Source organism: Pelomonas caseinilytica (assembly GCF_021353235.1).
Taxonomy (GTDB): domain Bacteria; phylum Pseudomonadota; class Gammaproteobacteria; order Burkholderiales; family Burkholderiaceae_C; genus Pelomonas; species Pelomonas caseinilytica.
Map to the genome: position 1 here is coordinate 594,083 of NZ_JAJTWT010000003.1, position 17,907 is coordinate 611,989.

The window sequence follows — 17,907 nt, forward strand, 5'->3', positions numbered from 1 at the left end:
TCCCTGGGCAAACGGTCAGTAGACGACGGCCTGCTCGACGTTGCCGCCCAGCGACTTCACGTTCAGGCGGCCGTAGCGGTTGTTGGCCGACATCGTGCCCACCACCGTGACGCCGGAGAGGCTGTTGCCGTAGTTGGCTCGCACGTTGCTGTTGCGCACGATCAGGAAGCCGCCGCCGTTCACACCGTCGCCGCCGTTGGAGGCCACGTTGCAGCGCTCGACCACACCGCTCGACTCGGCGATGCCGAACCGGTAGTTCAGGGCGACGGTGGAGTCGATGATGCGCGTGCCGACCATGGACCCGGTCGAGCCGCCGATACCGCCGTTGCCGTTGTGCGCGACGTGCATGTGCTCGATGGTCTCGCCTTCGGTCGTCTGGATGCCCGTGCCGCTGAAGCCGCGCACCGTGCCGTTGCGGATCACGGTGCCGGGGGCGTCGACGGCGACCTCGATGCCGTGATAGGTGCCGTAGGTCGGCTGCGTGCAGGTCACCGGCTGGGCGGTGTAGTTGAAGGGTTGGCTGCACAGACCCGGCGCGGCGATGGTGTAGCCGTTCAGGTCGAGGGTCACGCCTTCGGCCGCGATGACGATGCCCTTGGTGTTGGCCGGCACGCTCAGGTTGCCCGTCAGCTTGTAGCTGCCGGGCTGGCTGAGGGTGACGGGAAAGCCGGGCCCGTCGCCGGGCGTGACGTTGCCCGCGAGGGCCTTGTTCTGGTCGATGGTGATCTGGGCGAAAGCCGGGGCCGCCGTCAGCAGGGCGGCGAGGAGGGCGAGGGGGTGTTTCATGAGCGGGTTGGTTCGAAGAGAGCGGCCAGGCCGCCGTGGGTGGATGGGCTGTTGCAGCAACGCGAGGCAGTCTCGGTGGCGGCGCCCGGGAAGTCGTCAAGGCGTGGTTAGGCTTCGGTTAAAGCTGGTGGCCCGCGGGTGCCGGCCGACCCCGCGATCGCGGGGGCTGCGCCTGGGCCGGTCCCTGGCCACCGCCCCGGCAGAATCCGGCGCCGTGAACGCGCCAGACCGCATCTCCTCCGCCCTTGCCGGCCCCGTGGCGTTCGGACCCTTCGTGCTCGACCACCGCCAGGCTCGCCTGTCGCGTGACGGCGAGGCGGTAGCCCTGTCCGGCCGTCCGCTGGAGGTGCTGGCGCTGCTGGCCGCGCGCGCGGGCCAACTGGTCGACAAGGACACCGTGCTGGACGAGGTTTGGGGCCACCGGCACGTGACCGAGTCGGTGCTCAAGGTCGCGGTCAACGCCCTGCGCGCCGCCCTCGGTGATGACGCCAAGGCGCCACGTTATGTGGAGACGGTGCCGCGGCGCGGCTATCGCTTCGTCGCCGAGGTGCGGCCCGTGGTGGCGGCCCCGGCCCGGCCGTCCGGCGCCGCCGAGCCGGCGGCGCCGGCGCTGATCGGCCGCGAGCGCGACCTCGACCACCTCGCGGCGCTGCTGGCGTCCAGCCGCCTCGTGACCTTGTGCGGCCTGGGCGGCGTCGGCAAGACGCGGCTGGCCCTGGCCGCCGCCGCGGTGCAGGACCGGCAGGGCGCCTGGCCCGACGGCGTCTGGGTCGTCCGGCTGGAGTCCCTGTCCGACCCGGTCCTGCTGCCTTCCAGCATCGCTCAGGCCTTGCAGCTGGGGGCGCGGGCCGGCGGCGGGACGGCGGCCCTGGCGCAGGCCCTGGCACCCTTGCATCTGCTGCTGGTGCTGGACAACGCCGAGCACATGGTGGAGGCGGTCGCGGCGCTGGTGGCCAGCCTGCTGGAGGCGGCGCCCCGCGTGACCCTGCTGGTCACCAGCCAGGTGCCCCTGCGCGTGGGCGGCGAGCAGGTGATGCCGTTGGCGCCCCTCGCGCTGCCGCAGGACGTGGCCGACCCCGCGCCGCCGCCCGAGGGCTATGCCGCGGCCCGCCTGTTCTGTGCCCGCGTGCGCCAATGGCAGCCGGGGTACGCGCCCACGCCGGACGAGCATGCGGCGATCGCCGCCATCTGCCGCAGCCTGGACGGCGTGCCCCTCGCCCTCGAGCTCGCAGCGGCCCGCGTGCCCTTGCTGGGCACGGCCGGCGTGCGCACGCGCCTGAGCCAGCGCTTCGCCCTGCTGACCCGCGGGGCCCGGGACGCGGCGGCGCGCCAGCGCTCGCTGACCGCGGCCCTCGACTGGACCTATGGCCTGCTGTCACCGCAGGAGCAGCGGGCGCTGCAATGGCTGAGCGTGTTCGCCGGCAGCGTGACGCCGGACGCGGCCGAGGCGCAGCTCGCGGGCCTGGGCGAAGGGGCCGAGCCTCTTGACCTCGTGGCTGCACTGCTCGAACGCTCGCTGCTGGTGCCCGAGGCGACGCCCGAGGGGCCGCGCCTGTGCTTCTTCAACAGCGTGCGGCGTTATGCCCTGGAGCGGCTGGCCGAGGCGGGCGAGGAGGCTGCCGCCCGCGCGGCCCATCTGCGCAGGCTCGTGGCGCGCTTCGGCTGTGCCGACGCCGATGAGTTTCAGACACCCATGCACCGCTGGCTGCCGCCCCTGCGCCGCGAACTCGACAACCTGCGGGCGGCGCTGCGATTCGGCCTCGGCGCCGAGCCACCCCTGCGCGACGACGCCCTGCGCCTGCTGTGCGCGAGCGCTGCCTTCTGGGCCGTGGGCGGCCTGCGCGTCGAGGGCCTGCGCTGGTTCGACGAGGCCCAGGCCGTCGCGCCACCCGAGGGCGAGCTGGCGCTGCTGCTGGCTCATGCGCGCGGCATGTTCGCTGCGCGCAGCCAGCTCGGCTCGCCCCAGCAGGCGCTGGAGCTGCTGCGGCAGGCCCGGCCCCTGCTGCGCGAGCGCGGCGACCACCGGCGCCTGTACCAGTCGCGCAATGCCGAGCGCTATCTGCTGATGCGCCTGGCATCGCAGGAGGACGTGAGCGAGCTGCTGGCCGACATGGCCAGCCAGGTCCAGCCGGGCTGGAACATCGTCGCCCGCCGCCACCTGCTGCACCTGCAGGCCTATGCGCTGCGCGACCGCGGCGACCTGGAGGGCTATCGCCAGGCCTGCGCGGCCCTGCTGGAGGCCTGCAAGGCCGAAGGCGCCGAGTTCGAATGCTGGCCGGTCGCCAATGCCCTCGGCCAGGCCCTGGTGCAACTGGGCCGGCTCGACGAAGCCTGCCGCGTGCTGGGCGCCGCCGCGGCCCAGGTCTGGGCCCGCGGCATGCAGCGCGAGCAGGTGCCGCTGCTGGCCATTCATGCCTGCGTGCAGCTGTTCCGCGGCGCCGGGGCCGAGGCGATTCAGGCCGGCCGCGAGGCCGCCGCCCTGCTGCGCGCCGAAGGCATGCTCTGGTGGATGGCCGACGCCCTGCCGTGGGCGGCCTGGGGCCAGGGCCGCCACGACGACGCGCGCCGCCTGCAGGCCTGGGCGGATGCCCAGGTGAGCCGGCGCGGCGAGACCCGCGGCCCCCTCTTCAGCCGGCTGCGCCAGGCCTTCGCCGACGTCGCCGGCATGCCGGTGGGCGCCCCGCCGCCGGGCGGGGGCGGGGCCGAGCTGGGTGACGCGGCGGCGGCGGCCCTGGCCTTCGGGGCCTGATCGGTCGCGGCTGTCGGCCGGCTTCACCGCTGGCCGGCGTGGGCCGGCTTGTCCCAGGTCAAACGCCGGCGGGTCGCCGCCCCACGCCGGCCGGCCGCGACGTTAGACTCGCGCCGACCATGCCTCGCCGCCGCCTGCATCGACTGATCACCGCCCTCCTGGTGGTGGCATCGCTGCTGTTCTCGCAGCTGGCGCTGGCGGCCTATGCCTGCCCCGGCGAGTCCGGCGGCGCCTCGATGGCGGAGCGCATGGCCGCGGGCCAGCCCTGCGATGGCATGGACACGCAGCAGCCGGCCTTGTGCCATGCGCACGCCAGCGCGCCGGCCAAGGCCTTCGAGGCCGTGAAGCTGCCGGTGGCCGGCCTGCCGGCCCTGCTGCAGGTGGTGGAGCTGCCGCTGCGGCTGGCCGGCGACGAGGCGCCGCCCGTGCCGCCGGCGCCGTGGTCCGGCACGCGGCCACCGCCCGACCCGCTTTTCCTCAGCACGCTCAGACTCAGGGTCTGACCCGCTCCGTCGATGGATCGGTGCCGCCGCGGCGCAGGCCGCGGCGCTTTCCCGTTCGTTCCCGGAGTCTTGAATGTCCCCCTCTGCCTTGCGTGTCGCCGCCCTGGCGGCCGCCCTGCTGACCGCGCCCTGGGCCGTGTCGGCCCCCCTCTCCCTCGACGAGGCGCTGGACCTCGCCGTGCAGCGCTCGCAGCTGGCGCGCTCGGCGCGGGCCGGTGCTGCCGGTGCCGCCGAGATGGCCAGCGCCGCCGGCCAGCTGCCCGACCCAGTGCTCAATCTCGGCGTCGACAACCTGCCGGCGACCGGCGCGAGCCGTTTCAACGCCGCCGCCGAGGACATGACCATGAAGCGCATCGGCATCGCCCAGGAGTGGGTGCCGGCCGACAAGCGCGCCGCCCGCGAGGCGGTGGCCGCCGCCGCGGCGCGGCGCGAATCGCTGCTGGAAGGCGTGGCCGCCGCCGACGCGCGCCTGCAGGCCGCCCTGGCCTATGTCGACGCCTTCTACGCCGGGCAGGCCGAGGCGCTGGCGGCCCTCAACGAAGGCCATGCCCGAGAGGAACGCGAGGCCGGCCGCGCCCGCGTGGCCGCAGCTGCCGCCGGCAGCGCCGAGGCGCTGGCCCTGGACGGCGCCCTGGGCATGGCCGAGGACGACGCCGCCGAACTGCGGCAGCAGCACGCCGCCGCGGCCGCCGCCCTGCAACGCTGGACCGGCCTGCTGCCCGACGCCCTCGGCTTGCCCGCGCTGCCCACGCCGGCCGATGCCGACGCCTTCGTCGCGCGCCACCCCGCCGTGGTGGCGCGGGCGGGCGAGGTGGAAGTCGCCCGCCAGGAGGCCCAGGCCACGCGCCTGAACCGCCGCCCGAACTGGAGCTACGAGTTGTCCTACGGCCAGCGGTCCGGGCGGCCGGACCTGCTGTCCTTCGGCATCAGCATCCCGCTGCCGATCGCACCTGCGGCGCGGCAGGACCGCGAGAGCGCTGCCCGCCTCGCCCTGCTCGACAAGGCCGAGGCCGAGTTGGCCGAAGCGCGGCGCGGCGCTGCCGGGGAGTACGCCGCCCTCTCGAGCGACGCCGCCAGGCTGGGTGAGCGCATCGAGCGCTACGAAGCGCGCGTGCTGGAGCCGCTGCGCCAGCGCACCGTCGCGGCCCTGGCGGCCTACCGCTCCAACCAGGCGGGCCTGACGGCCCTCTTCGAGGCCCGGCATGCCGAACTCCAGGCGCGCCGCCGCCTCCTCGAGCTGAGGCGCGACCTGGCCCGCGCCGTCGCACAGCTCGCCTTCAAGCCCCTGTCCCGTGGAGATGCCTCATGAGCCGCCTGCAGATCGTCGCCCTCGTCGCCGCCGGCCTCGCGGTCTCCGGCGCCGCCTTCCTGCTGGGCCGCCACAGCGCCGCGGGCTCCGGCCCGTCGCCTGCCGCTGCCCCGGCCTCGGCCGCCGCCGGTGAACGCAAGCCGCTGTACTGGCAGGACCCCATGGTGCCTGGCGCCAGGTTCGACAAGCCGGGCAAGTCCCCCTTCATGGACATGCAGCTGCAGCCCGTCTATGCCGACGACGCCGCCGCGGGCGGCGACGCTGGCGTGCGCATCGACGCGCGGGTGCAGCAGAACCTCGGCATCCGCACCGTGGCCGTGAAGCGGGCCGAGGTGGCCACCGCCTTCGACGCCGTCGGCACCGTGCAGTTCGACGAAAGGGTCAGCGTCGCGGTGCAGACGCGAGCGCCGGGCTATGTGGAGCGGCTGGCGGTGCGCTCGCCGATGGAGCGCGTGGCGCGCGGCCAGGTGCTGGCCACGGTCTTCGTCCCCGAGTGGCTGGGGCCGCTCAACGAGATCGTCGCGCTGCGGCGAGCGGGTGCCTCGGCGGAGTTGCTGGCCGCGGCCACGGAGCGCACGCGCGCCCTGTCCATCCCCGCAGAGCTGGTGCGTCAGGCCGAGGAAGGCCGCACCCCCGAGGCGCGCCAGACGCTGCTGGCGCCCGCCGGCGGTGTGGTGGTGGAACTGGGTGTTCGCGAAGGCGTGGCCGTGTCGCCGGGCATGACGCTGTTCCGCATCGCCGGCCTGGACCGGGTCTGGGCGGTCGCCGAGGTGCCCGAGTCCCAGCTCGCCCACCTCGCGCGCGGGCAGAAGGTGCAGGCCGTCGCGCAGGCCGACCCCGGCCAGGTCTTCACCGGCCGGCTGCAGGAGATCCTGCCCCAGGTGAATGCCGCGACCCGCACGCTGCAGGCCCGCTTCGAGATCGACAACCGCCAGGGCCGCCTCGTCCCGGGCATGCTGCTGCGCCTGCGCTTCGACGGCCCGGCGGCGTCGCGCCTGGTGGTGCCGGCCGAGGCCGTGATGCGCACGGGCACCCGTGCCGTGGCCCTCGTGCGCCGCGACGGCGGGCGCTTCGAGCCGCGCGAGCTGGAGCTCGGGGCCGACCTCGGCGACCGGCTGGAGGTGCGCGCCGGCCTGGCCGAGGGCGAGGAAGTCGTCGCCAGCGGCCAGTTCCTGGTCGACTCCGAGGCCCGGCTGCGCTCGGCGCTCGGCGGCCTGGCCGGGCCGCCGGCCTCCGCGCCCACGGCGACGGGAGGTGCGCGGTGATCGCCGCCCTCATCCGCTGGTCGGTCGCCAACCGCTTCCTCGTGCTGCTGGCCGCGGCCGGTCTCGCCGCGGCGGCGCTGTTCGCCGTGGCCGGCACGCCCGTCGATGCCCTGCCCGACCTGTCGGACACCCAGGTCATCGTCCGCACGAGCTATGCGGGCAAGCCGCCGCAGGTCGTCGAGGATCTCGTCACCTATCCGCTGACGACCAGCCTGCTCGGCGTGCCCGGCGCGCGGACGGTGCGCGGCTACTCCTTCTTCGGCGACTCCTTCGTCTACGTGCTCTTCGACGACAGGACCGATCCCTACTGGGCGCGCTCGCGGGTCGTGGAGGCCCTGAGCCAGGTGCAGAGCCGCCTGCCCGCGGGGGCCACCGCCGTGCTGGGCCCGGACGCCAGCGGCGTGGGCTGGGTCTACGAGTACGCCCTGGTCGACCGCAGCGGCCGGACCGACATCGCCCAGCTGCGCGCCTTGAACGACTGGTTCCTGAAGTTCGAACTCAAGACGGTGACGGATGTCGCCGAGGTCGCCAGCATCGGCGGCATGGTGCGCCAGTACCAGGTGGTGCTCGACCCCGCGCGCATGTGGGCCCTGGGCGTCACGCAGGGCATGGTGGTGGAGGCCTTGCGCCGGGCCAACCAGTCGTCCGGGGGCTCGGTGGTGGAGATCGCCGAGGCGGAGGTCATGGTGCGGTCACGCGGCTTCCTGCAGTCGCTCGACGACTTCCGCGGCATCCCGGTCTCGGTCTCGGGGGCGACGCCGGTGCTGCTGCGCGACGTCGCCTTCGTGCAGCTGGGGCCGGAGATGCGCCGCGGCATCGCCGAGCTGGACGGCGAGGGCGAGGTCGCCGGCGGCGTGGTGGTGATGCGCTCGGGCAAGAACGCGCGCGACACCATCGAGGGTGTGAAGGCGAAGCTGGAGCGGCTCAAGCCCAGCCTGCCGCCCGGCGTGGAGGTGGTGGAGACCTACGACCGCTCGCAGCTCATCGACCGGGCCATCGACAACCTCAAGCTCAAGCTGGCCGAAGAGTTCGTCGCGGTGGCCGTCGTCTGTGCGCTGTTCCTGATGCACCTGCGCTCGGCCCTGGTGGCGGTGGTGGTGCTGCCCGTGGCGGTGGGCGGCGCCTTCGTGCTGATGCGCAGCCAGGGGCTCAATGCCAACGTGCTCAGCCTGGCCGGCATCGCCCTGGCCTGCGGCGCCGCGCTGGACGGCGTGGTCGTGCTGCTGGAGGCGGCGCACAAGCACATCGAGGCCTTCGAGCGCGAGCAGGGCGCGGCTCCGGCGCCGGCGCAGCGCTGGCGCCTCGTCAGCGACGCCGCGGTGGAGGTGGGGCCGGCGCTCTTCTTCTCGCTGCTGGTCATCACGCTGTCCTTCCTGCCCGTCTTCACGCTCGAAGCCCAGGAGGGGCGGCTGTTCGCGCCGCTGGCCTTCACCAAGACCTACACCATGGCCGCGGCCGCGGTCCTCTCGGTGACCCTGGTGCCCGTGCTGATGGGCCTGCTGGTCAGGGGCCGGATTCCCCGCGAGGACGCCAACCCCGTCAACCGCCTGTTGATGCGGCTGTACCGGCCCGCGCTGGAGGCGGTGCTGCGCTTCCCGAAGGCGACGCTGGCCGTGGCCGCCCTCGTGCTGGCCCTGAGCGCCTGGCCGCTGCTGCGCCTGGGCGGCGAGTTCATGCCGCCGCTGGACGAGGGGGACCTGCTCTACATGCCGACGGCCCTGCCGGGGCTGTCGGTGTCCAAGGCCACCGAGCTGCTGCAGCAGACCGACCGCCTCATCCGCACCGTGCCCGAGGTGGCGCGCGTCTTCGGCAAGGCCGGCCGGGCCGACAGCGCCACCGATCCGGCGCCGCTGGAGATGTTCGAGACCACCGTGCAGTTCAAGCCGCGCGACCAGTGGCGGCCAGGCATGACGCCGCAGCGGCTGGTCGAGGAACTCGACCGCGCGGTGCAGGTGCCGGGGCTGTCCAACCTCTGGGTGCCGCCGATACGCAACCGCATCGACATGCTGGCCACCGGCATCAAGAGCCCGGTGGGCATCAAGGTGGCGGGGGCCGACCTGGCGACGCTGGACCGGCTGGCCACGCGCATCGAGGCGGTGGTGCGGACGGTGCCGGGCGTGTCCTCGGCGCTGGCCGAGCGCCTGACCGGTGGCCGCTACGTGGACGTGGACGTCGACCGTGCCGCCGCGGCCCGCCACGGCCTGTCGGTGGCCGACGTGCAGGCCCTGGTCGCGACGGCCATCGGCGGCGAGAACGTCGGCGAGGTGGTCAGCGGCCGCGAGCGCTTCCCCATCAGCCTGCGCTACCCGCGCGAACTGCGCGACTCGCTGGAGGGGCTGCGCGACCTGCCGTTCGTGACCGAGCGCGGCGCCCAGCTGCTGCTGCGCGACGTGGCGCGGGTCGAGCTCGCCGAGGGGCCGCCGATGCTGCGCAGCGAGAACGCGAGGCTGTCGGGCTGGATCTACGTCGACGTGCGGGGCCGCGACCTGCGCTCCGCGGTGCGCGACATGCAGGCGGCCGTGGCCCGCGAGGTCGCCCTGCCGGCCGGCTACGCGGTGTCGTGGTCAGGGCAGTTCGAATACCTCGAACGCGCGACGCAGCGCCTCGCCCTGGTCGTGCCGGCGACGCTGGCCGTCATCTTCGTGCTGCTCTACCTGCTGTTCCGCGACGCCGGCGACGCGGCGCTCGTGATGGCGGCCGTGCCCTTTTCGCTGGTGGGCGGGCTGTGGCTGGTGTGGCTGCTCGGCCATGCGGTGTCGGTGGCGACGGCCGTGGGCTTCATTGCCCTGGCCGGCGTGGCGGCGGAGTTCGGCGTGGTGATGCTGGTCTACCTGGAGAACGCCTGGCGGCGGCGGCTGGCCGCCGGCGAGCCCGACGACGAGGCGACGCTCAGGGCGGCCGTGCGCGAAGGCGCCGTCCTGCGCGTGCGGCCCAAGGCCATGACGGTGGCCATCGTGCTGGCCGGCCTGGTGCCGATGATGTGGGGCCACGGCACCGGCTCGGAGGTCATGGCCCGCATCGCCGCCCCCATGGTGGGCGGCATGGTGTCGGCGCCGCTGCTGTCGCTGCTGGTGGTGCCGGCCGCCTGGTACCTGCGGCACCGCAGGCGGCCGGCCCCGCCTCAGGGCCTGACCGGCCGCGGGTAGCTGCCCGGCTTCACGGCCGGCACCGGCTGCTCGGCGATGCGCTGCTTCAGCGTCGCGATCGCCGCGTCCAGCTGGGCGTCCTGGCCCAGGAAGGTCGCGCGCGGCGGGTTGTCGACCTCGATGTCGGGCGTCACGCCCACGCCCTCGATGAGGAAGCGGCCCTCGGCGTCGATCTGGCCGGTCTCGGCGGCGCGCATGATGCCGTTGTCGATGAGGCGGTTCTGGTCGGACAGCCACACGCCGGCGCCCGAGCTGCGCTTGCCGATGACGGGGCCGAGCTTGAGGCGCTTGAAGCCTTCGGCGAAGGTCTCGCCGTCGCTGTAGGTGTCCTCGTTCATCAGCACCACGGTATGGCCGCGGTAGACGTTCTGCATGTTGGCGTAGACCGGCGAACCCGCTGGCGAGCGAGGCTGCCAGAAGGCCCAGGCGCGGCGCAGCAGCTTCTCCAGGATCCAGCTGTCGATGCTGCCGCCGTTGTTGTAGCGCACGTCGATGATGAGGCCCTCGCGGTCGCTGGCGGCGTAGAACTCGCGCACGAAGTCGGCGATGTCGTTGGGGCCCATGGCGCGCAGGTGCACGTAGCCGATGCGGCCCTGCCCGGCCGTCTCGACGGCGCGGGCGCGGCTGAAGCGCCAGTCGTTGTAGCGCAGCTGGTTCTCGCGTACCTGCGCCACCGGCGTCACGATGCGCTGCACCGTGCGGCCGCCGGCCGCCTGGCGCACGTCGAGCAGCACCTGGCGCCCGGCCTGGCCGCGCAGCATCTCCAGCAGGTGGGGCGCGTCGGCGGTGGGCCGGCCGTTGACGGCGGTGATGACGTCGCCCACCTGCAGGGCCACCGAGGGCGCGGCCAGCGGCGAGGCTTCGGACGGCAGCTCGGGGTCGGCGGCGTAGATGGCGTCGACGCGCCAGCCGGCCACCGGCGTGGTGACGCGCGAGAAGCGCCCACCCAGGCCGGCGAGGCCCGGCTCGTCGGGGGCGGGGCGGGGGTCGCCGGGGCCGACCTGGCTGTGCAGGGCACCGAGCTCGGCCACCATCTGGGCCATCAGCTCGGCCAGCTCGTAGCGGTCGGTCACGCGGTCGACCAGCGGCTCGTACTTGGCGCGCACGGCCGTCCAGTCGACGCCGTGCATGGCGGCGTCGTAGAAGTGGTCGCGGTGCATGCGCCAGGCATCGGCGAACATCTGCCGCCACTCGGCGCGCGGCTGGGTGGCGATCTGCCAGTCGCTCCAGCGCACGGTCAGCTTGGACAGGTCGTTCGGGAGCTTGGGCGCCGTCTCGACGATGAGCACCTCCGGCGCGCCCTGGCCCTGGTTGCGCACCACCATGAGCTTCTTGCCGTCGGCGCTGAGGTCGTAGCTGCGCACGTCGCCGGACAGGATCTCGGCCGGGCCGCCCTGGTTGTCAATGGCGATGGACTTGAGGTGGGTCTTGCGCTCCAGGTCTTCGTCGAGGAACCACAGCCGCTTGCCGTCCACCCGCAGCGCACGGTAATTGCCGCCCGGCACCGGCAGTTCGATCAAGCGCTGGGTCAGTCCCTCCCAGGCGATGGCAGGCCTGGCCTTCTTGTCGGCCGGGGGTTTCTTGTCCTTGTCGTCGGGCTTGCGTTCTTCGGGATGCTTGTCGGTGGCCTTGCGGTCCTCGGCGCGCTGTTCGTCGGCCTTCTTGTCGGAGGCGGTCTCCAGTTCGTCCTTGGGCGCGAAAGGCGAGCGTAGGCCCGGCTGCAGGGCCAGGGCGTAGAGCTTGCTGCGGAAGGCGAAGAAGGGGCCGGTGTTGCGGTCGCCCCAGGGGCTGCCGCCGCCGGTCGTCGCGAAGTTGCGCTTGGAGGCGTAGTAGAGCCAGTGCCCGTCGGGGCTGAAGGCCGCGCCCTCGCTGTCGTAGCGGTCGGTGGTGAGGGTGTGGGTGCGGCCGTCGGCCAGGCTGTAGAGCTGCAGCTGGCTGCGGTCGGGCTGGCGCAGCGCCAGCGTCCAGGCCAGGGCCTGGCCGTCGGGGCTCCAGGCCTCCAGGCGGGGCGGGTCCTCGGCGTGGCCCTGGGCGACCTGGCGGGTGTTGCGGCCCGCGGGAGCCTTGAGGTCGGTCAGCCAGATGCGGCCTTCCTTGTCGGTGTGGGCCAGCCAGCGGCCGTCGGGCGAGGGCAGCAGGTCGCGGCGCTGGGTGTCGGCGCCGCTCGTGACGCGTTCCGGCAGGCCGCCGCCATTGGCCGCGAAGCGCCAGACCTCGGTCTCGCCGCTGAAGTCGCAGACGGCGAAGACGCTCTTGCTGTCGGCGCTGAATGCACCCTTGCGGCAGCGGCCGTCGGCCGGCTGGGGCAGCTCCGCACGGCGCAGGGCGGCGACGCCCTGCGTGGCGAGATGGCCGCGCGCGGCGATGAGGGCCCGCTCGCCGTTGGGGGCGAAGGCCGTGTCGGTCAGGAAGTCCTGCGGCTTCTTGATCCAGCGCTGGCGTTGCTGGTCGAAGTCGCCGCCCAGGCTGATGTCGAGCTTGCGCGGCGCCGCGCCGGTCTCCGCCAGGTCGATGAGGTAGAGGTCGGCGCCGAGGGCGTAGACGACGCGCGTGCCGTCGATGGAGGCATGGCGGATGTCCCACCCGGCGTGGCGGGTGTGCTGGCGCAGGTCCATGCCGCGGGCGTTGACCGACCAGAGGTTGACGCTGCCGTCGCGGTCCGACAGGAAGGCGATGCGCTCCTCGCCGCCCACGCGGTAGGGCAGGGGACGGCGGTCGTTGGCGCCCTCGGCCACGAAGGGCCGGGCTTCGGCCTGGCTGCCCAGGTCCAGCGACCACAGCCGCGCGATGGCGCCGCCGCGGTACTGGCGGGCGTTGTCGCTGCGCAGGCCGCTGCGGGTGAAGTACAGGGTCTTGCCGTCGGCGCTCAGGGCGGCATCGCTGGCCTGGCCGACGGGCAGCTGGCGGCGCGCGCCGGTGGCCGGGTCCAGGGCGAAGAGCTGGACGCCGGGGCGGGCGTCGAGGCCGGTGTAGAGGATCTCGCCCGTGGCGGCGAAGCCCCAGACCCGCATGCCGCCACCTTCCCAGGTCAGGCGCCGCGGCACGCCGCCGGCGGCCGGCATCAGGTAGAGCTCGGTGCCGCCGTCGTACTGGGCGGTGAAGGCCAGCCAGCGGCCATCGGGTGAGACGGCGGGCTGGGTCTCCTGGCCGGCGTGGGTGGTCAGCCGCTGGGCCTCGCCGCCTTGCGAGCCGACCCGCCACAGGTCGCCTTCGGCGACGAGATAGACCTGGTCGCCGTGCAGGGCCGGCTGGCGGTAGAAGCCGCTGGTGCCGGCCCAGGCGCTCGTGGCACCGAGGATGGCCGCGAGCGCGGCGAAACGGAATCGGGACATGAAGGGCTCTCCTCGCAGGAGGCGCGATTGTGGAGCTGAGGGGGATGTCGGCCGATTCGTCACATCGCGCGGCGCCGCGGCGGTGCCGGCGCTGCCGTGGTGCGCGAAGCGCCGCATGCCGGTGCAGCTGCGGCCCTGAATGGTGAGGCGGCCCCCGGGTTCGCGGGGGAGGGTGGGTTGCCCGCGTTGACCAAAGTTGACGGGTTAGTGAAAGTCGGCCCCGACCCCCAACGTGACCCCGGAGATACGCGCATGACCACCAAGCTCCTGATCGCCTCGGCCGCCCTGCTTTCGGCAATGTCCGCACAGGCTACCGTGTCGGTCACCAGCACCGCCTTCACCTACAGCCAGAGCTTCGACAGCCTCGCCGGCAGCGGCACGGCCAATGCCTGGGCGAACGACTCGACCCTGGCTGGCTGGAGCCTCTTCAACGGCACGACCGCACTGACCACCTACCGTGCCGGCACCGGCACCGACAACGCCGGCGGCGTCTACAGCTTCGGCCTGGCCGGCGGCGAGCGCGCGCTCGGCAGCGTTGCCAGCGGCACGGTGGCCAATCCGACGCTGGCGGTGGCCTTCACCAACGACAGCGGCCACGCGCTGAGCAGCTTCACGCTGAACTTCGACGGCGAACAGTGGCGCAATGGCGGCAACACCACCACGCAGAAGCTGACGGTGCAGTACGGCTTCGGCACCAGCTTCGCCAGTGTCGGCACGTGGCAGTCGGCCGGCTCGGCCTTCGACGTGAACTCCCTCGTCAACGCCGCGACCGCCGCAGCCGTGAACGGCAACGTGGCGGGCAAGTCCGCCGGCCTCGGCGGCACCATCGCCACCGACTGGGCCGCGGGCTCGACGCTGTGGGTGCGCTGGAACGACGTCAACGACGCCGGCGCCGACCATGGCCTGGCCATCGACAACGTCAGCCTCAGCGTGACGGCCGCGGTGCCGGAGCCCGAGTCCTACGCCCTGCTGCTGGCAGGCCTGGGCGTGGTGAGCTTCGTCGCGCGGCGCCGCCGCGGCTGAGCCGGGCGACCGCCTCAGGCCGCCACGCCGGCCGCCACCTGCCCCGCGGGCACGTGGGCGGCCGCGCTTTCGACATGACCCGCTTGGTCGTCGAAGAAGAAGTCCGGCTCGAACTCGCGCAGGAACTCACCCTTGGCGAGGCCACCGAGGAACATGGCCTCGTCGACGTCGACCTGCCAGTCCATCAGCGTGCGGATGGCGCGCTCGTGCGCGGGCGCGCTGCGGGCCGTGACGAGGGCCGTGCGCACCCGCATGCCGCCGCCGGGCGACTGCTGCAGGCGGTGCAGGGCCGCGAGCACCGGTTTGAAGGGGCCGGCCGGCAGCGGCAGGTGGGCGCGGCTGCTTTCGTGCTCGCGAAAGGCGGCCAGGCCGTCGCGCTGGTAGACCTGCTCGGCTTCGTCGGAGAACAGCACCGCGTCGCCGTCGAAGGCGATGCGCAGCTCGCGCGGGTGGGCTGCCGAGGCCCGGGCCGCCTGGGGCATCACGCGGGCCGCGGCCACGCCGGCCGCCAGCGCCTGGCGCACGTCGGCCTCGTTGGCCGAGAGGAAGAGCTGGGCCGACAAGGGCCGCAGATAACGCCACGGTGAAGCGCCGCGGGTGAACACGCCGCGCTCGATGGCCAGCCCGTAATGCCGCGCCGAGCGGAAGACCCGCATGCCCGAGATCGGGTCGTTGCGCGAGAGCACGACAACCTCGACCTGGGGCGGCCCGCCGGCATTGAAGGCGAGCAGCTTCTGGACGAGGGAAAAGGCGACGCCCGGCCGTGCCGGTTCGTCGACCAGGCGCTGCTGCAGCGCCATGTAGGCGCGGTCATCGCCGGCTTCGAAGACCTCGTTCTCGGCCTCGAAATCGAAGAGGGCACGCGACGAGATGGCGACGACGAGCTGGCCGTTCAGGGTGGCGGGCATGCCCGCATTCTGAACCCTGTCACTGCACGAAGCCCATGCGGCCCTTCCTGGAGCCGCCGCTGGGCAGGTCCTCGCAGAGCAGGGCCTCGCGTTGGGCGAGGCGGGCATTGCCGAAGGCGGTCATCCACGCCCGGCGCATCTCGCGCGGCGCCAGCTCGGCCATGCGGTCGAGCACGGCGTCGCCGGGCTGCTCGTCGAAGCGCCGCCCCCAGTCGTGCGAGGCGCGCAACTTCTGGTACAGCCGCAGCGCGATGGCGCGCGCGGCCTCGAAGTCGGGGGCCTGGACCTCGTAGACGTTGACGCGGTTCAGGATGGGGTCGGGGATGGTGCGGGCATCGTTGGCCGTGGCCACCCAGATCACCTGGCTGGCGTCGACCGCCACCTCGGCGAATTCGTCGATGAAGGCACTGGCCGTATCGTGCTCGAGCAGGCTGTACAGCGAGCCGAGGGGGTCGTAGGCGGCCTCGCCGCCCGCCTTGTCGATCTCGTCGACGACCATGACGGGGTTGGCGTAGTCGCCCTCGACCAGGGCCTCGAAGACCTTGCCGGCCCGCGCGCCCTTCCATTGGCTGGACGCCCCAGACAGCACCCAGCCCGCCGTGAGCGAGCTCATGGACACGAAGCCCATGCCGGTGCCCAGCAGATCGGCGAGCTGGCGGGCGAAGTGGGTCTTGCCGACGCCGGGCGGGCCGAGCAGCAGCAGCGGCGTGATCTCCAGGGCGTCGCTGCTGTCGTTGCACAGGGCGATCTGGCGGCGCACGTCGTCGAGCACTTCGTGGAAGTTGGGCAGCTCGTCGTAGAGGGCCTTCATGGCCGGCAGCCCGGAGGGCTTGACCTGGAAGCGCTCCTCGCCCTTCTCGATCATGCGCTCGTAGGTGGCACGCAGCGACTCGTGCTCCTTGGGCGGGAGCTTGTCCAGCCGCCGCGTGACTTCCTCGACGTGGTAGATGTTGCGCATGCGCGCGACGGGGATGCGTGGGGTGACACAGGTAATGGCGTTACTGCTCATGCCGCGGCTCCTTGCGAGTGCCTATTCAAGCAAAAACCTCGCCCGCCGTGGACCTGGAGAAACCACGCATGCGGCAGCGGTGCGTGGCCGCGACAGGCTTTTCGTGAAGCAGTTCGCGCGGCCGGCCCACACCCGATGACCGCGCTGGCTTCCCCCAGGCAGCGCGGGGAATATGCGCGGCTTTGCCGCAGGCGGTAGGCGCCGGCGGCGCGAAGGGGGCCCGCATGTCATCCAACTCCAGCATCGCCCGCCAGGGCTCCATCGGCCGCCGGCTCGCGCTGGTGCTGTCCTGCATCCTGGGCCTGTCGCTGTTCAGCAGCGTCGTCGGCGTGTGGCAGCTGCGCGCCCTCGGCGACGAGATGGACGCCATGCAGCAGCGCAGCCTCAAGGTGGAGCGCGCCGCGTCGGACTGGATGCGCCACACCACCTCCGGCGTGCAGCGTGCCGCGGCCATCGCCAAGAGCAGCGACGCCTCGCTGATCGAGTATTTCGCGCCCTTCACGGCCGCCTCCATCAAGGAGACCAACGAGCTGCAGAAGCTCATCGAGTCGGCCCTGGACACGCCGGAGGAGCGCGAGCTGCTCGCGCGCATCGGCGAGATGCGCAAGGCCTACCTCTCGGCGCGCGAGGAGGTCAGCAAGGCCAAGAAGGCGGGCGATGTCGAGGGCGCGGCCCGGCTGTTCTCCGAGCGCTTCGAGCCGGCCTCCAAGGTCTACCTCGACGGCGTCGGCAACCTCGTGCAGCGCCAGCGCCAGCAGCTGGACGCGTCGGCCCAGAAGGTCGAGGCGCTGCGCTCGCGCACCATCTGGCTGCTGGTCGGCTGCACGCTGCTGGCCGTGGGCACGGGCGCCGTGCTCAGCCTGCTGCTGACCCGCAGCATCACCGGCCCGCTGCGCGAGGCGGAGCATGCCGCCCGCGCCATCGCCGACATGGACCTGACCGGCGAGGCGCAGCGCCACTACCGCGACGACGAGACCGGCCACCTGCTGCGAGCCATCGACGCCATGCGCGAGGCGCTGCGGCGTGCGCTGCAGGAGGTGCGTGGCGTCGTCGACAACATCTCCACGGCCAGCACGGAGATCGCCACCGGCAACGTCGACCTGAGCGCCCGCACCGAGCAGACGGCCTCCAACCTGGAGGAGACGGCCAGCGCCATGGAGGAGCTGACCAGCACCGTGCGCCACAGCGCCGACTCGGCGGCCCAGGCCAACCAGCTCACCAGCTCCGCCGCCCACGTGGCACGCCGGGGCGGCGACGTCGTGGCGCAGGTCGTCAGCACCATGAACGAGATCCACGCCTCCAGCCAGAAGATCAGCGACATCATCGGCACCATCGACGGCATCGCCTTCCAGACCAACATCCTGGCCCTGAACGCGGCCGTCGAGGCGGCGCGTGCGGGCGAGCAGGGCCGGGGCTTCGCGGTGGTGGCCGGCGAGGTGCGCACGCTGGCGCAGCGCAGCGCCGAGGCGGCCCGGGAGATCAAGACCCTGATCGGCGCGAGCGTGGACCGCGTCGAGGCCGGCGCCCGCCTCGTCGGCGACGCCGGCAGCACCATGACGGAAATCGTTGCCAGCGTGCAGCGCGTGACCGACATCGTCGGCGAGATCAGCACGGCCTCGCACGAGCAGAGCCAGGGCATCGGCCAGATCAATCAGGCCGTCGCCGACCTCGATCGCATGACCCAGCAGAACGCCGCCCTCGTCGAGGAATCCACCGCCGCCGCCGAAAGCCTGAAGGAACAGGCCGCCCGGCTCAGCAGCGTCGTGGCGACGTTCCGGTTGAACTGAGCGGCAGCCCACGCACCCGGTGCGCGCGCAGCGCCGCACCCCCTCCAGCGACCGCCATGGATCCGGCTCTGCCGGTCCATCGGCGGTGCC

The 17,907-nt window shown here is 73.2% G+C and carries 11 protein-coding genes; 7 read left to right on the forward strand and 4 right to left on the reverse strand.

Features of this window, described 5'->3' with window-relative positions; genetic code table 11:
* Positions 1-15: 15 nt before the first annotated feature.
* Positions 16-786, reverse strand: a complete 771-nt coding sequence (locus tag LXT12_RS09980) for a hypothetical protein (RefSeq protein ID WP_233391586.1) — start codon at positions 784-786, stop codon at positions 16-18.
* Positions 787-1,000: 214 nt separating this feature from the next.
* On the opposite strand from LXT12_RS09980, the gene LXT12_RS09985 reads away from it, so the two are divergent.
* From LXT12_RS09985 to LXT12_RS10005, 5 genes are all read left to right on the forward strand, one after another.
* On the forward strand, positions 1,001-3,535 hold the full coding sequence (locus LXT12_RS09985) for an ATP-binding protein (protein WP_233391588.1): 2,535 nt from the start codon (positions 1,001-1,003) through the stop codon (positions 3,533-3,535).
* Between the two features lie 119 nt (positions 3,536-3,654).
* A complete protein-coding gene (locus tag LXT12_RS09990; protein WP_233391816.1) occupies positions 3,655-4,038 on the forward strand; it encodes a hypothetical protein in 384 nt (127 codons plus the stop codon).
* A 73-nt stretch (positions 4,039-4,111) separates the two neighbouring features.
* Entirely contained in the window at positions 4,112-5,347 is a 1,236-nt protein-coding gene (locus LXT12_RS09995) for a TolC family protein (protein ID WP_233391590.1), read from the forward strand.
* Entirely contained in the window at positions 5,344-6,612 is a 1,269-nt protein-coding gene (locus LXT12_RS10000; protein ID WP_233391592.1) for an efflux RND transporter periplasmic adaptor subunit, read from the forward strand. The genes LXT12_RS09995 and LXT12_RS10000 overlap by 4 nt, the downstream gene beginning before the upstream one ends.
* Positions 6,609-9,758, forward strand: coding sequence for an efflux RND transporter permease subunit (locus tag LXT12_RS10005; RefSeq protein ID WP_233391594.1), 3,150 nt, complete (start codon positions 6,609-6,611; stop codon positions 9,756-9,758). Before LXT12_RS10000 ends, LXT12_RS10005 begins: the two co-directional genes overlap by 4 nt.
* Here the strand turns inward: LXT12_RS10005 and LXT12_RS10010 are convergent.
* A complete protein-coding gene (locus LXT12_RS10010; protein WP_233391596.1) occupies positions 9,734-13,090 on the reverse strand; it encodes a S41 family peptidase in 3,357 nt (1,118 codons plus the stop codon). The genes LXT12_RS10005 and LXT12_RS10010 overlap by 25 nt on opposite strands.
* 252 nt (positions 13,091-13,342) lie before the next feature.
* Here LXT12_RS10010 and LXT12_RS10015 point away from each other — a divergent pair, with 252 nt between their 5' ends.
* Entirely contained in the window at positions 13,343-14,113 is a 771-nt protein-coding gene (locus tag LXT12_RS10015; RefSeq protein WP_233391598.1) for a PEP-CTERM sorting domain-containing protein, read from the forward strand.
* A 14-nt stretch (positions 14,114-14,127) separates the two neighbouring features.
* Here LXT12_RS10015 and LXT12_RS10020 read toward each other — a convergent pair whose 3' ends face one another.
* The gene (locus tag LXT12_RS10020; protein ID WP_233391599.1) at positions 14,128-15,021 is read right to left on the reverse strand and encodes a 5'-nucleotidase; all 894 of its coding nucleotides are present in this window, start codon (positions 15,019-15,021) and stop codon (positions 14,128-14,130) included.
* 19 nt (positions 15,022-15,040) lie between these two features.
* Positions 15,041-16,030, reverse strand: coding sequence for an AAA family ATPase (locus tag LXT12_RS10025; RefSeq protein WP_233391600.1), 990 nt, complete (start codon positions 16,028-16,030; stop codon positions 15,041-15,043).
* Between the two features lie 224 nt (positions 16,031-16,254).
* On the opposite strand from LXT12_RS10025, the gene LXT12_RS10030 reads away from it, so the two are divergent.
* Positions 16,255-17,817: a methyl-accepting chemotaxis protein gene (locus tag LXT12_RS10030; protein ID WP_233391601.1), complete on the forward strand. Its 1,563-nt coding sequence runs from the start codon at positions 16,255-16,257 to the stop codon at positions 17,815-17,817.
* Positions 17,818-17,907: the final 90 nt, after the last annotated feature.